Raw genomic sequence first — 14175 nt, 5'->3', positions numbered from 1 at the left:
CCCCATATGCGTACACGTGACGTGGCTCTGCCACGGGAAATCTGGGTGCTCGTTGCGGCGAGTTTCGTCATCGCCCTCGGCTTCGGTCTCGTCGCTCCCGCATTGCCGCAGTTCGCGCGGAGCTTCGATGTGGGTATCACCGCTGCCACAGTCGTCATCTCCGCGTTCGCCTTCATGCGCCTCGCGTTTGCTCCCGCCAGCGGAATGCTCGTCCAGAAATTGGGCGAGCGGCCCATCTACATCACCGGTGTTCTCATCGTCGCCCTGTCGACGGGGGCGTGTGCCTTCGCACAGACCTACTGGCAGCTCCTGGTCTTCCGAGGGCTCGGCGGCATCGGCTCGACGATGTTCACCGTGGCTGCGCTGGGGCTGCTCGTGCGCATCGCGCCGCCCGACGCGCGCGGCCGCGTGTCCGCGCTGTATGCCACGAGTTTCCTGCTAGGCAACATCGGTGGACCGCTCCTCGGTGGCGCTCTCGTCGGACTCGGGTTGCGGGTCCCGTTCCTCATCTACGCCGTTGCGCTCCTCGTCGCCGCGGCCGTGGTCGGTATCAGCCTGCGCAAGTCGCACTTGGCGCAACCGGCATCGGGCGACGGTACCCCAGCGATGCGGCTACGCACCGCGCTCGGATCGTCGACCTACCGTGCGGCGCTCGCCTCCAACTTCGCCAACGGCTGGGCGGTGTTCGGCGTCCGCGTCGCGATGGTCCCGCTGTTCGTCGTCGAAGCACTGAATCAGAGCGAAGGGATTGCCGGCGTCGCTCTCACCGCATTCGCAGTGGGCAACGCATTGGTGCTCGTCAAGTCAGGAGCGTGGTCCGACAGATACGGGCGTCGCCCGTTCGTACTCGGCGGACTCGTCGTCTGCGGAGTCAGCACGATCGCGTTGGGGTTGTCCGACAACCTGTCAGTGTTCCTGATCACGTCGTTCATCGCAGGCGTCGGGTCCGGGCTGATCAACCCCTCCCAGCAGGCCGCGATCGCCGATGTGGTCGGAAGCAAGGCCCGCGGTGGTCCGGTGCTCGCCACGTTCCAGATGACCGCAGATATCGGAGCCGTCATCGGCCCGATCGTCGCGGGCATGATCGCAGAACGCTGGTCCTATTCGGTGGCATTCGCTGTGACCGGGGCGATCATGCTTGCGGCGGTGATTCCGTGGGCCTTGGCACGGGCTCCGCGTCAGGGCGTGCCGGTCACCGAACCGGTCCCCGAGAAACCGGTGACCGGGGGCACGGACCGCTGACCGGTTCGTCTGTACTGTCTACCCGTGTGGATTCGCATCGTCTCCGCAGCGGCGCGGCTCGGTCTCGCTGCGGTCTGGCTGATCTCCGGGTGGATCAAATTCGCCGATCCGACGCAGACCGTCGTCGCGGTCCGCGCCTATCAACTCCTGCCCGCCGACATGGTGAGACCCGTCGCTGCGGCGCTCCCGATGGTCGAACTCGTCCTCGGTCTGTTGTTGCTGGCCGGCCTCGCCGTGCGACCCGCGGCGGTGGCGTCCGGGGTGGCGTTGGTCGTGCTCATCGGCGCGATCGTGTCGGCCTGGACTCGAGGGTTGTCCATCGACTGCGGCTGCTTCGGGGGTGGTGGCGTAGCGGAAGGGATCGACGGTGGTGACTATGCCCGTGAGATCGCCCGCGACGTCGGGTTCCTCGCGCTCTCGGTGTGGTTGACGGTGTTCCCGCGCACACCCCTTGCGCTCGGTCCGCGTTCCCGGGCCGCTCTCAGGACGAACTCAGACCCCGGTGGCAGAGTGAAGCCGGACAATTCACCGATCAACGAAGGACAGCATTCGTGAATGCCAAGAAGGTCAAGCCGGTCAAATACACGCCGGAGCCGACGTCGAACAAGTCCACCTACATCCTCGGTGGTGTCGCGGTCGTCATCATCGCGGTGCTCGTCATCGGCGGAGTGCTGTGGCAGTCGGATAGCTCCGGTCCCCGTAACGACGGGTACGGCAGTGTGAGCAACGCTGCCGTGGAGGTGAACCTCGACGATGACGGCACGATTCTGCTCGGTCTGCCGGACGCTGCCACGACCATCGACGTCTTCGAAGATCCGATGTGCCCCTACTGCGCCGAACTCGAGCACAAGCACGGCCAGGAACTCGCACAGGCCATCGACGAGGGCACAATCGCGGTTCGCTACCACATCCTGGCGTTCCTCGACCGATTGTCGAGCAGCGGTGACTACTCGACGCGAGCCGTCGCGGCGAACCAGTGTGTCGCTGACACCGGCGACGCGAGTGCGTTCTCTGCCTTCCATGCTGCAGTCTTCTCACCTGACAACCAGCCGGCAGAGGGTGGCGACGGTGATCACAGCAACGAGCAGCTCGCGCAGATGGCCCGGGACGCCGGAGCATCCGACGCCGCGGTGTCGTGCATCGCCGACGGGGCTCGCGTCGAGCAGGCTGCGGAGTCCGCGGAGGCGGGTCGGCAGCTGCTCGCCACGACGGGTGCAGCAGGCACTCCGGCTGTCATCCAGAACGGAACCGTCATCGATGCGCTCGGCAACGACAACTGGGTGTCCGAGCTCGCGGGCTGACCGGCCGGGCGGTGACGGGCGCTGCCGCTCGTCACCGCCCTGACCAGTCGATTTGTTGGCTCAGAGATCGATGGTGTAGTTTTTCTTTCAGCGCGAGGGGTTCCCCCGGACGCAGAGAGAATGAAATATGGGGCTATGGCGCAGCTGGTAGCGCACCACACTGGCAGTGTGGGGGTCAGGGGTTCGAGTCCCCTTAGCTCCACAATCACGAAACCCGCTCCGACTGAGTCGGAGCGGGTTTGTCATCGTCCGGGGCCGTCTCGAGCCGGTCGTCGCCGACGCGCCCATGGAAGGCGCACCGGTCATCCGCAGCGTCGGCGAGGTATGCAGGTGCGATAGGTTTTTGCTATGGCACGGGACATCGCGGGAACGGTGCGGGGAATCACCCTTCAGCAGTTGCGGTACTTCGTGGAGGTGGCCGCCGAAGGATCCATCAGTGCGGCGGCGGACCTGCTTTATATCGCTCAACCGACCATGTCGGCCGCGCTGAAGGACCTCGAAAGTCGCGTGGGACGTACGCTCTTCGTTCGCTCGACCCGTGGGGTGCGGCTCACAGAAGACGGGGCGGAATTTCTCGGCTACGCGCGCCAGGTGGTCGAGCAATCGGAACTCCTGGAACAGCGGTATCTTGGCCGCGGGCCCTCGCGCCGGCTCCTGGCCGTATCAACTCAGCACTACTCATTCGTCGTCGACGCCTTCGCCCGCATGGTGAAGGCGTCTGAGGCTGCGGAGTACGCGTTCAGTCTTCGAGAGACCCGCACGTGGGACATCATCGAGGATGTTCGCACGCTGCGAAGTGAGCTAGGTGTGCTCTATCGCAACGGGTTCAACGCAAACGTGATCAACAAGCTGATTCGCGAAGCAGGGCTGGTCTTCACGCCGCTGTTTCTGGCGTCGCCGCATATCTTCATCGCCCGCACGAACCCTCTTGCAGGGCGAAAGAGTGTGACGCTGAGTGATCTTGACGATTTGCCCCGCCTCACGTTCGACCAGGGCGTGAACAACTCCTTCTACCTCGCTGAAGAGATCCTCTCCACCCGTTCATCGAAGCAAGACATTCGGGTGAGCGATCGAGCGACCATCTTCAACCTCATGATTGGTCTGGGTGGGTACACCATCTCCACCGGTATCGTCTCGGACGATCTCGATCCGTCTATCGTCGCTGTTCCTCTCGACGTGGACGATCGCATCGAGATCGGTTGGATCGGTCATGCCTCGGTGTCTCTGACCGGCCAGGCTCAGCGATTCGTGGCGGAGATGCGCGACGTCGTTTCGGGGTTCGGAGTTGATCTGCTGGCATAGGGATGGGCTATATCCAGCTATCGCAAAAAGTAATTAGGCTATGCCGTCGGGTCTACTTACACTGACTTCCACGCCACTTCGGACAGTCGGCTCCCGGGTGTTCTCGGCCCGAAAGATCGGCCCTGGATGATCGGGAGATTCGGTTGAAGTGCTGCGAAAACTCAGGCAGTGAACTCGTGCGGTGACGCGCTCGTCGCTGCATTCACCGCAAGTATTGGGGCAACTGATCAGCATGACGACCGAGTGTGTTTTCAGTATTGGCACGACGCGCTTCAATGAGGACTACACCCCGTCGACCAACTCGCGCGGCACGACAAACTTCGCGAATCTCGCACGCGGCGAGCATCGTCGGCAGAATCTGTGCAACGCGGTGACGATGATGAACACCCGTGTCAACGAGTTGGTGCACTGGGACAATCCGCGTGGTGACCGCTACGCACTCGAACTCGACATCGTTTCGGTGGACCTGCATCTCGCGTCGACCGGGGATGACGCTGCGTTTCCGGTGATCGAAGTGCTCGACGTCGACATCGTCGATACCACCACGGGCGCCCGCACGGAGGGCATCGTCGGAAACAACTTCTCCTCGTACATTCGCGACTACGATTTCAGCGTTCGGCTCCCGGGGCACCAAGCGACGGGAATCCCCAGCGACTTCGGTTATCTGCACGGACAGGTCTTTCAGCGTTTTGTTGAATCGGACGAGTATCGCGAACGGTTCTCGCAGCCTCCAGTCATCTGCATCAGCGTTTCGACGTCCAGGACGTACCGTCGGCTCACGAATTGCCACCCGATCCTTGGGGCGGAGTATGTGGCAGATGAGAAGTCGCTCACCGATCAGTACTTCGGGAAGATGGGGCTCAGGGCTCGCTACTTCATGCCTCAGGGGTCCGTCGCTCCATTGGCCTTCTACCACCGTGGTGACTTGCTCAACGACTATTCGTTGCTCGCACTCGCGGGAACGATCGCGACGATGGAGACGTTTCAGAAGATTTATCGTCCCGAGATCTACAACGCGAACACTGCGGCGTCGGAGGTGTACCAGCCGAGTCTCGACAACGGCAACTATTCACTTCCGCAGGTGAGCTACGACCGTGTTGAGCGCACTCGGCTCGCGACCACACAGGGAAAGTTCACCGAGGTGAATCTCATGAAACCGTATGGCGCTGTTCTTGAACGGTGGGCTACCAAGCAATCCGCCTGACCGTCCGAGACCGAAAGGTACCAAAGATGAACACGCTCCTGCCCACCTCGATCGTCGGTAGCCTGCCCAAGCCCTCGTGGCTTTCGGAGCCGGAGAAGCTCTGGTCGCCGTGGAAGTTGCGAGACGACGAACTGCGCGAAGGGAAACTCGACGCCCAGACGCTCGCAGCACATGAGCAGCGTCATGCCGGGCTCGACATCATCAGCGATGGTGAACAGACGCGTCAGCATTTCGTGACCACGTTCATCGAGCACCTCAGTGGCGTTGACTTCGACCGGCGCGAGACCGTGCGAATTCGTGAACGCTACGACGCGAGCGTCCCGACGGTTGTCGGCGCGGTGAGTCGCGAAAAGTCAGTGTTCGTAGCGGATGCGACACGTCTTCGAGCAGCGACCGACCAGCCCATCAAATGGGCCTTGCCTGGTCCTATGACAATGATCGACACGCTTTACGACGACCACTACAAGAGTCGCGAAATGCTCGCATGGGAGTTCGCAACTATCCTGAACCAAGAAGCAAAGGACTTGGAAGCCGCCGGCGTCGACATCATCCAGATCGATGAGCCCGCGTTCAACGTGTTCTTCGACGAACTGAAAGACTGGGGCGTAGCGGCGCTCGAGCGTGTGACCGAAGGGCTGAGTTGCGAAACTGCCGTTCACATCTGTTACGGCTACGGCATCGAAGCCAACACCGCCTGGAAGGCAACGCTCGGGGCCGAGTGGCGCCAGTACGAAGAGTCGTTTCCACTGCTGCGACAGTCATCGATCGACATCGTGTCGCTGGAGAGTCACAATTCGCGAGTACCTGTTGACCTGATCGAACTGCTTCGGGGCAAGAAGGTCATGCTGGGAGCGATCGACGTGGCGAGCGACACCATTGAGACGCCCGAAGAGGTCGCCGCAACCCTTCGTCGCGCACTCCCGTTTGTTGACGCAGACAAGCTCCACCCGAGTACCAATTGCGGTATGGCGCCACTGGGCCGACGCGTCGCACGAGACAAGATGGTCGCGCTCGCCGCTGGGGCTGAACTCCTGCGACGTGAATTGTCCTAGCGACTCCGCCGACTAGCGTCCCGACGCTCTGATCGACCGTCAGCCCGACCATCCGCGCACTGTCGTTCCACAACGCGCGCGCCACGTCGTCCCTGCGTGCGAGCGTCGACGGATCCGGGAAGATCAATCGTCCGCTGCGCAGCGCCGCGTAACAGCGGCCGGGTGGAAGAATCGTCCTGCCGGAGACGAGAGATGCCAGGGCTGTTCCCGCAGCGACGTGCGTGTTCATCGTGCGGTCGAACCGCCGCAGCGGAGCGCCGAGGACCGTCCCGAATATCGACCATGCGATACGTCGCGGACGAGGCAGGCTTCGAGCCAACCCGGTGCCGAAGACCTGCCCGGGGTCATATGCCAGCGCCGTGATGTGCCGGGCACGGATGTCGGGATGTACGCGCAGCGCTCGGACGGTCAGTACGTTGCACAGCTTCGACGCGGTGTAGGCATGCTGTCCGGCCCGCTTCGGTGCCGGGTGTCGCTCGGGGTCGCGGTCAGGGTGCGCGAGCAGGTCGGCGTCGGCGTGCCGCGGCGCCTCCAACCCGGTGCGGAGGGCAGGGTCGTGTGTTCCACTCGTGGTGATCACGATGCGGGATCCCTCTGCCAATGAAGGCAGCAACAGGCGCACCAGCAGATAGTGCGCGAGATGGTTGACGGCGAAGGTCGTCTCGAACCCGTCGTGGGTACGTTCGGCATCGTTGGGGAGAATCAACCCGGCGTTGAGTACCAGTGCGTCGAGGGGCGTGTCGCCGAGACGTTCCCGGACCGTCTCAGCGAACGCGCGGACCGAGTCGAGGCACGCCAGATCCACCGGAATGAAATTCGTCGACACCGTGCGCGCACCGACGAGCATATCTGCGCCCTTCTCACGGGCCAGCCGTGCGGCGATCTCTCCGAATCCTGAACTGCTGCCGGTCATCACGATGGTCGTCATGACGGTACCTCCGGTTCGGTCGGTTGCGGTGATGTGTCCAGTCAACCTCGCCTGCCGAGGGTGATCCATCTCTGCGACTCTCGTACGTATGTGTGCGCGTCCACCGAGTCGACGGACCAGCCGTTCTACGATGGCCACATCGACCTTCTGACCGATCTTCTCGATGGGGTCCGAGCCCGCCGTGCGGTGCTCTACCGGGCCGGGATGGCCCGTGGCTGGTCGATCCGCATCGCGGACGGCGCACCGCTGATGCTCGTCGCGGTGATCGAAGGTCACATGTGGGTGCTCATCGACGACGCCGAGCCAGTTCGAGTCGGGCCGGGCGACGTCGCGATCGTCAGCCTTCGGTCGCCGTACACGGTGGCCGATGAGCCGGGAATCGCGCCGCAACTCGTCGCGCTGCCCGGCGATCGCTACACGACACCCGGCGGGGTCGACGTCACCGAAAAGCTGCAGACCGGTCGGCGAACTGCCTCGGCGACACCGGGCGCGGACACGACGATCGTCGTGTACGGCACCTACCAAGTTGCAGGGGACGTCGACGACAGATTGCTCGCGGCTCTGCCGGACGTGCTGGTGGTGCCCGCCGGTGAGGTTCCGGACTGGGTGGTATGTCGACTCGCGGACGAGGTCGTTCGGGACGCGCCGGGCCAGCAGCTCGTGCTCGACCGGTTGCTCGACCTGACGCTCATCGTCGCGTTGCGAGCCTGGTTCGCGCGGCCTGGCGCCCCGGTCCCCGGGTGGTACCGCGCGCAGACAGATCCGGCCGTCGGACAGGCGTTGACGCTGATCCACGAGCATCCTGGCCACCTGTGGAATGTCACGGACCTCGCTGCCGAAGCGGGGGTGTCACGCGCGTGGTTCGCTCGGCGCTTCACCGAACTGCTCGGCGAATCCCCGATTCGGTATCTGACCGGGCGTCGCATGGCCATCGCCGCAGATCGGCTTCGTGGCACCGACTCCACGATCGCCGGCATCGCCCGCGAGGTCGGCTACGCAGACGCGTTCTCCTTCAGTGCGGCCTTCACGCGGACCGTGGGCATCCGGCCCTCGGACTACAGGAACGCGTACCGCACGGGTCATAGCGTGGAGTCATGAGCCGAAGGCGTGCCGCAGATGGGTGAGCAGTACTCCCAGCGCGGGACTTGCCGGGACCGACCAGATCAGCGACAACGTCGCAGGGACGTCGACGTCGTCGATGACAGCGATCGAGAGCCCTGTTCGAGGTGCCACCATCGATTCGCTCAGGATCGCAACGCCGAGACCCCGTGCGGCGAGATCGACGACCGCATCGGGTGCACTCGCCTGCATCGCCATGGCCGGTTCGATACCGCGAGCACGGCATGCAATGTCGAGGACCGATCGGATACCGGTACCGATGGGCAGGCACACCAGCGGGTGGGACGTGGCCTCGGCGAGCCCGATGCCCGGCCGCCGCGCCAGCGGATGCTCGTCGGGTACTACCGCGACGAGCCGGTCCTGGATCAGGAGGATCGACTCGAGGTCGTCGGGAGGGCCGTACGCCGTGCCGACGAGCGCAACATCCATCTCGCGTGACCGCACCCGCTCGACGAGGCGATCGGACGAGTCCTCCAGCAGTGTGACCGCGACGCCGGGATGGGCGCGGTGGAACAGCGACAACGCGTCGAACAGGGGTGTCACCGTGCACGCGGTGACCATGCCGACCGCCAGCTCGCCGCGGATCACCGCCGAGACCTCGTCGACGGCGATCCGCACCGAGTTCGCGGAATCCAGTGTTGCCCTGGCATGTTCGAGGGCGACCTTGCCCGCGGTGGTGAGGGTGGCGAGGCGCGCAGAACGTTCGAACAGTGCGGCGCCCAGTTCACGTTCGAGTTGCCGGATCTGGGCGCTCACGCCGGACTGACTGATGTGTACCCGGTCGGCGGCGCGGGTGAAATTGCGTTCCTCGGCGACCGCGACGAAGTACTCGAGCTGCCTCAGTTCCATAACCAACAATTCTAGATCTGATAAGAACAATCTGTTGGACTTCTCGATCGGAGTGCCCAAAGCTGGAGAGATGACACACGAGATGCACCACGAGAAGGCCTACCGCCCAGAGGACCTCACCAGGTTCTTCGTCGAACGGTCCAATGCGGGCGACGCGGACGGCGTGGCAGCACTCTACGAAGAGAACGCAGTGATGGCATATCCGCCGGGGCAGACGACCGTCGGACGGGCTGCGATCCGGGACTTGTGGGCTGCGGTCCTCGCGAACCGGCCACGATTCGAACCGGAAGAGTCGCTTCCGACGCTGGTCAGCGACGATATTGCGCTCACGAGCACGCCTCCCGGCGACGGTGCCGGGGCGCGAGCCCAGGTGGTGCGTCGACAGCCGGACGGCAGCTGGCTACGCCTGCTCGATCAACCGGAATTCCGGAACTGACCGCGCTCGTACAGCCCGGAGACGACCGCGGCGTACCGTGCGAGCACCCGATCGCGGATCGGCCTCCCTGCCTCGTCCCGGTCGTGCGTATCCAACGGCGTGCGGATCACCGCGAACCGCCGGAGCTGCTCCCAGTGGTTCAAGGTCGAATTCAAGTGGCCGAGGGCGGCATCGACGACCGGGTCGGGGAGCGCAGTGAACACGAGCCCTACACAGTACGGGCGCAATTCGCCGTCGACGACGAGTTCGGCACCCGGCCGTAGTGTGCGAAATCGTTCGGATATCGCACCCGGGCACACGTACTTTCCGGTGCTGGTCTTGAACACTTCCTTTTTGCGTCCGGTGACCGTGACGAACCCGTCCGCATCGACGCGTGCAAGATCGCCGGTGTGAAACCAGCCTTCGGCGTCGAGTGCCGCGGCCGTCTCCGCCGGGTCGTTGTCGTACCCGGTCATGACACCGGGGCTTCGAATGAGCAGTTCTCCGGCTTCACTGATGCCGATCCGTGTTCCGGGTAAAGGAACACCGACGGTACCCAACCGCCGGGTGTCTGGAAGGTTCGCGCATGAAGGTCCGGCGGTCTCGGTGATCCCGTAACACTCGAGGACGGGAACGCCTCGGCGGTCGAAGCGGTCGATCACCTCGCTGCTCAACCGCGCTGAACCCGAGATGACGAATCGCAGTCGACCTCCGAGATCCTCCTCGTCGAGGGCGCAGACCTTGCTGAGCACGTGTGGAACCGATCCGAGAAACGTCGGCCGGGTGGCCCGCAGATTGTCCGCGACCCGGTCTGCGCGACCATCCACTGCGGTGGGGAAACCGACATGTATACCCAACAGCAGCAATGCGCGACCGAACACATGCGCGAGGGGGAGCCACAGTAGCTGGCGATCGGTAGGGGAGACGATGCCGGTCTGCGCCACCGCGGCCGCGCCGTAGCTCGCGGCGCGATGAGTCAGACGCGCGGCCTTCGTCCGACCGTCGTCGCACGATGTATAGATCAGCCACGCCGGATCGTCCGCGGACAGTGCATCGATCCGGCGTGACACCGCTTCCGGGTCGGACGACAGCAGGACTCTGCCTTCCGTCGCGAGGTCGTCGAGCCGATCGAGTCGTTGAACGGGACTGCTGAGAACCGGCCGGTCGGCGAACGTGAGCACAGCCCCGGCTCGGTGGATCTGTGTGCGGACCTCGTCGTCCCGCGTCGCCGGATAGATCGGGACCGTGACGGCGCCGGCGCACGTGATGGCGAGATCGGCCAGGATGGCGTGGTAGCTCGTGGCAGCGCACATCGCGACCCGTGCGCCGGGAACGACACCGCGGGCGATCAATCCTGCTGCCAGAGGTACGACCGCGGCGTACACACCGGACCACGTGACACGACGCCAGCCGCCACCAGCCGGGTACGCGTACGCCTCCCCGGAGGGAGAGCGACGCACCCGGTCGAGGAACAGGTGTGGGACGGTGCCGGGCCCGCGGTCGGTGTTCGCCGCGACGCCGGTGCCCATACCGAACACCTCCTACTGCGACCGGGGCTGAATCGGATGATACCGGCCGATATCGTGAGTCCGTGAGTACTGCGCCGCCTCGTCCCGACATTCTGATCACCGACCTGAGGGACGTGCTGGTAGGCCCGCTCACCGAGATGGGTCAGCGCTTCTCGGTGCTGATCGATGCTTTCGTTCCGCACAGCGCACTCGTCGTGTTCACGCGGGAATGCACCGGACGGCCACGCAAGGTGGCGGGCGATCCCACGATCGTCGATCGGGTCACCATTGCGGAGCTCGACCGTATCCGCACCGACCTGACGGCAGGAGAGATCCGAAGGGGCCCGGCTCGGGTTGCGGGACGAGATCGGGACGTGTGCGTGATGCTGGACCGCACCGACACCCTTCTCGTGGTGGTACCGCGAGGGGCACGGGCATCCGCTGCGTCCCTCGAGCTGGTGCGGTCGCTGTTCACGGTTGTCGCGACCGGCATTCAGCTGCAGGTGCACAGCGCGAGCCCCGCATACCTTGCGGAATCGAGGGCAGCATCCGCGGAGCGGGCGCGTACCGTCGCCGAGCTCACGGAAGCACACGCCGTCACACTCGAAACGATCCTGGCGACCCTGCGTTCGAAGGACCTCGACGACAGCCGTGCCCGCACCACCGCACGCGACACCGCGACGAGTGCGCTGATCGCCCTGCGCTCGGCCGTCGACGCGCACCGAGAGCTGGCGGAGGAGGCGGTGACGACGGCGTTCGCCCGGATGCACGGTGAATTGCGGTCGCTCGTTCGTCATCGCGGCCTCGAGTTGGAGATGGTGGCCCCGTCCGTCCACGGACGCGCACTGCCGGGCGAGGTCGCGCATGCCGCCCGCGCGCTGGCCCGCGGAGCGGTCCTCGCCATGTCGGCGCAGAGTGAGGTCACGCGCATCCGGGTGGCGTGGCGCTGCGACGGGGCGCAACTCGGTGTCGATATTCGAGACGACGGCCGCGGTGAGATAGACGCGGTCGAACTCGAACGTCAGCTACGCGACCGGGTCGAAACCATGGGAGGCACCATCGAATCCGAGTCGACGGACGGATGGGGGTGCCGCGTGAGCGCGACACTGCCCCTGGATCTGCCGATCCCGGCAACCGGCGGGGCCGCGGCCGATGCGCTGGCCGGGCTCGGTGCTCGCGAGATCGAGGTACTCGAGCACCTCGTCGCGGGGCGACGCAATCGGGTGATTGCAGAACGCCTGGGAGTCAGTGAATCCACCGTCAAGTTCCACGTTGCGAGCCTCATGAGAAAACTCGACGTCAGTACCCGCGGCGAGGCAGCGGCACTCGGTGCTGAGGCCGGTGTCAAAGCCGCGGGCTGACGTCGAGTTCTCGGTTCTCAGGAGACCGGCTGCGCCTGCGGGGTCGTCGTAGTGGTGGTGGTCGGCGAGGTGATGCCCGGCTGTTCGCCGGTGGTGGGCTCGCCGGTCGGGGTCCCGGTCGTCGACTCTGCGGCCGGTGTCCCCGGTGTCCCCGGTGTCACTGCACCTTCGGTGCCGGCGACAGGTCCCGGAGCTGCCGGGACGATCGGTGCCTGCGTGGCCGCCGGAGCGGTGAGGGCCGGATCGACGACCGGTGCGGGAGCGCCCGGTGCGAGCTCCGAGGGTGCCGGTGCGATGCCCGCCTCGATGGGCGCCTGTGCGTCCGTTCCCGCCGGGGTCTCCGACGTCGGCGTGGTCTCGGATGTCTCCGTGGTCGCAGATGTCTCTGCGCTCTCGGCGGCCTCCGCAGCGGCCATCATGCGCACGGCCTTCGCTTCGGCGTCCTTGGAGACAGGCTTGCCCTGCTTGGCCTGTTCGGCAAGGTGGTTGAGCCAGGCGGCCGCATATTCGACGGTGGTCGTGCCCTTGCCGTCGACGTCGTCGTCCCAGTAGTCGAAGTGGTGACCGTAGTGATCCCGGGTTTCCTCGTTGTAGCCGAAGGTCTGGTCGTACGGGTCGCTCAGAATCACCGCGAGGGTGTTCTGGTTGCTCGTGACGAATCCGACGACTTCCTTGAGCAGCTTCTCCGGGAGATACGCGAGGTTGGCCAGGCGGTCCGCGGGGATAGGCTCGGTACCGTCGGCTGCGACGGGAGTGACTGTGACGGCAGCCGGGTCGTAGGCGGGGTCGGACACCTTGATCAGGACGTCGAGGAAGGTCTCGTCCGAGCGCATCCAGTTCTCGTTGGCGTCGATGTCGGCGAGCGCCAGCAGCGCGACGCGACCGACGACCTGGGCGAGGTCCGCGCCGGTGGCGGGCGTCAGTCCCTCACGTTCGAATGCATCACCGTTGACCTGACGGCCGACGTTGACGAGAAGCTCGATCAGCGCGATGTTCTCCGGTGTCGAGCATGCGAAGTCGCCTTCGGAGCAGAAGGAGGCAACCTTGCCGTTGAGATGGCCGAAACCACCACCGGTTCCGGGGAGCACTCCGCCGCCGGGGGCTGCTCCCGCTTCGGGATCGTACGGACGGTCGAAGCCGTCAGGGGTGCCGTTCTCGGCGCCCGGGAAGAATCCTCCGCCTGCATCGCGGCCGGCATCGGAGAGGATCACGACACCACTGACCGAATCGGGATCGAGGATGGCCCAGGAGCCGTCTTCGCCTTTCTCCTGGCTACCGATCTGCATCGCTGCGCGCCTTGCGACGTCGGCGCCTTCGCTGAAGCCCACGATGGCGAACTGGGTGTCGGGGCACGAGGCCTGAATCGCCTGCATGACCTTGATGGTATTGGCGGCACCGGTGTTCACGGCGTCGTCATAGCTCGCAAGGTCGGCGGGATACTCGACATAGATCGCCGCATATCCGTTGTCTTTCTCATGGTCTTTCAGCGGTGCGTTGATCACCGGGTTCACCCAGTGGCTGTTGTACGCACCCTGCTGCGCGGCAGGAAGCTTGTTTCCGTTGGCGTCGACGAGCATCTTCGTCTGGTCGCGGGGGGTGTCTCCGCGACCACCGATGCCGATGCTGACCATGTCGTGGCAGTCGGCTGTCGATGCCATACCCGCGAGGGCGGGGTCTGCGACGGTGGGTACGTCAGGTTGAGGCCACGCGATCGCGACTGCCGCCGCAACTCCGAGAGCAGTGGGCGCAAGCACACCGGCAAGAATTCTGCGGCGTGAGGACGACTTTCCAAATGCCATGGGCTTTTCCAATCCGTTCTCACCTGTCGAACATCCCTGTGTCGACGCAGGCGGGTCACCACACACGTCGCATAAACAGACCTGTGCGTTACACG

At 64.9% G+C, this 14175-nt stretch carries 12 protein-coding genes, 1 tRNA gene and 1 pseudogene; 10 read left to right on the top strand and 4 right to left on the bottom strand.

What is annotated here, in order from left to right; genetic code table 11:
• Positions 1-6 precede the first annotated feature (6 nt).
• The 7 genes from ACFWCF_RS10920 (at position 7) to ACFWCF_RS10890 (ending at position 6101) form a co-directional block, all read left to right on the top strand.
• Positions 7-1242: an MFS transporter gene (locus tag ACFWCF_RS10920; RefSeq protein ID WP_378493027.1), complete on the top strand. Its 1236-nt coding sequence runs from the start codon at positions 7-9 to the stop codon at positions 1240-1242.
• Positions 1243-1266: 24 nt separating this feature from the next.
• Positions 1267-1797 (top strand): MauE/DoxX family redox-associated membrane protein, encoded by a 531-nt coding sequence (locus ACFWCF_RS10915; protein WP_378560807.1) that lies wholly within the window; start codon positions 1267-1269, stop codon positions 1795-1797.
• A complete protein-coding gene (locus ACFWCF_RS10910) occupies positions 1794-2543 on the top strand; it encodes a DsbA family protein (RefSeq protein ID WP_378560805.1) in 750 nt (249 codons plus the stop codon). Before ACFWCF_RS10915 ends, ACFWCF_RS10910 begins: the two co-directional genes overlap by 4 nt.
• A 129-nt stretch (positions 2544-2672) precedes the next feature.
• Positions 2673-2745: transfer RNA gene (locus ACFWCF_RS10905), tRNA-Ala, on the top strand.
• A 146-nt stretch (positions 2746-2891) separates the two neighbouring features.
• Positions 2892-3845, top strand: a complete 954-nt coding sequence (locus ACFWCF_RS10900; RefSeq protein ID WP_378560803.1) for a LysR family transcriptional regulator — start codon at positions 2892-2894, stop codon at positions 3843-3845.
• A 232-nt stretch (positions 3846-4077) separates the two neighbouring features.
• Positions 4078-5049 (top strand): putative oxygenase MesX, encoded by a 972-nt coding sequence (locus tag ACFWCF_RS10895; RefSeq protein WP_378560800.1) that lies wholly within the window; start codon positions 4078-4080, stop codon positions 5047-5049.
• Positions 5050-5075: 26 nt separating this feature from the next.
• Positions 5076-6101 (top strand): methionine synthase, encoded by a 1026-nt coding sequence (locus tag ACFWCF_RS10890; protein ID WP_378560797.1) that lies wholly within the window; start codon positions 5076-5078, stop codon positions 6099-6101.
• Between the two features lie 574 nt (positions 6102-6675).
• Here ACFWCF_RS10890 and ACFWCF_RS10885 read toward each other — a convergent pair.
• A pseudogene (locus tag ACFWCF_RS10885) lies at positions 6676-7014 on the bottom strand (SDR family NAD(P)-dependent oxidoreductase); the annotation flags it as partial.
• Between the two features lie 105 nt (positions 7015-7119).
• On the opposite strand from ACFWCF_RS10885, the gene ACFWCF_RS10880 reads away from it, so the two are divergent.
• Positions 7120-8127: an AraC family transcriptional regulator gene (locus tag ACFWCF_RS10880; protein ID WP_378560794.1), complete on the top strand. Its 1008-nt coding sequence runs from the start codon at positions 7120-7122 to the stop codon at positions 8125-8127.
• Here ACFWCF_RS10880 and ACFWCF_RS10875 read toward each other — a convergent pair.
• Positions 8122-8997, bottom strand: coding sequence for a LysR family transcriptional regulator (locus ACFWCF_RS10875; protein ID WP_378560791.1), 876 nt, complete (start codon positions 8995-8997; stop codon positions 8122-8124). The two genes, ACFWCF_RS10880 and ACFWCF_RS10875, sit on opposite strands and share 6 nt — an antisense overlap.
• Positions 8998-9067: 70 nt before the next feature.
• Between ACFWCF_RS10875 and ACFWCF_RS10870 the strand changes: the two genes are divergently transcribed.
• On the top strand, positions 9068-9433 hold the full coding sequence (locus tag ACFWCF_RS10870; RefSeq protein WP_378560788.1) for a YybH family protein: 366 nt from the start codon (positions 9068-9070) through the stop codon (positions 9431-9433).
• On the opposite strand, the gene ACFWCF_RS10865 is transcribed toward ACFWCF_RS10870, so the two are convergent.
• Entirely contained in the window at positions 9412-10941 is a 1530-nt protein-coding gene (locus ACFWCF_RS10865) for an AMP-dependent synthetase/ligase (RefSeq protein WP_378560785.1), read from the bottom strand. The genes ACFWCF_RS10870 and ACFWCF_RS10865 overlap by 22 nt on opposite strands.
• 62 nt (positions 10942-11003) lie before the next feature.
• Here ACFWCF_RS10865 and ACFWCF_RS10860 point away from each other — a divergent pair, with 62 nt between their 5' ends.
• Positions 11004-12281 carry a LuxR C-terminal-related transcriptional regulator gene (locus tag ACFWCF_RS10860; protein ID WP_378560782.1) on the top strand — a complete coding sequence of 426 codons (1278 nt, stop codon included), beginning with the start codon at positions 11004-11006 and terminating at the stop codon, positions 12279-12281.
• A 17-nt stretch (positions 12282-12298) separates the two neighbouring features.
• On the opposite strand, the gene ACFWCF_RS10855 is transcribed toward ACFWCF_RS10860, so the two are convergent.
• On the bottom strand, positions 12299-14080 hold the full coding sequence (locus ACFWCF_RS10855; protein ID WP_378560779.1) for a cutinase family protein: 1782 nt from the start codon (positions 14078-14080) through the stop codon (positions 12299-12301).
• Positions 14081-14175 lie beyond the last annotated feature (95 nt).

Origin of the sequence: Rhodococcus sp. NPDC060090 (assembly GCF_042729855.1) — a bacterium.
Lineage (GTDB): Bacteria > Actinomycetota > Actinomycetes > Mycobacteriales > Mycobacteriaceae > Rhodococcus.
This window is presented reverse-complemented; position numbering and strand designations above follow the sequence as displayed.

Excerpts from the sequence above, each read along its gene's own strand:
- ACFWCF_RS10875 (WP_378560791.1), bottom strand. The coding sequence starts at position 8,997 with ATGGAACTGAGGCAGCTCGAGTACTTCGTCGCGGTCGCCGAGGAACGC.
- ACFWCF_RS10920 (WP_378493027.1), top strand. The coding sequence starts at position 7 with ATGCGTACACGTGACGTGGCTCTGCCACGGGAAATCTGGGTGCTCGTT.
- ACFWCF_RS10895 (WP_378560800.1), top strand. The coding sequence starts at position 4,078 with ATGACGACCGAGTGTGTTTTCAGTATTGGCACGACGCGCTTCAATGAG.
- ACFWCF_RS10890 (WP_378560797.1), top strand. The coding sequence starts at position 5,076 with ATGAACACGCTCCTGCCCACCTCGATCGTCGGTAGCCTGCCCAAGCCC.
- ACFWCF_RS10855 (WP_378560779.1), bottom strand. The coding sequence starts at position 14,080 with ATGGCATTTGGAAAGTCGTCCTCACGCCGCAGAATTCTTGCCGGTGTG.
- ACFWCF_RS10900 (WP_378560803.1), top strand. The coding sequence starts at position 2,892 with ATGGCACGGGACATCGCGGGAACGGTGCGGGGAATCACCCTTCAGCAG.
- ACFWCF_RS10870 (WP_378560788.1), top strand. The coding sequence starts at position 9,068 with ATGACACACGAGATGCACCACGAGAAGGCCTACCGCCCAGAGGACCTC.
- ACFWCF_RS10865 (WP_378560785.1), bottom strand. The coding sequence starts at position 10,941 with ATGGGCACCGGCGTCGCGGCGAACACCGACCGCGGGCCCGGCACCGTC.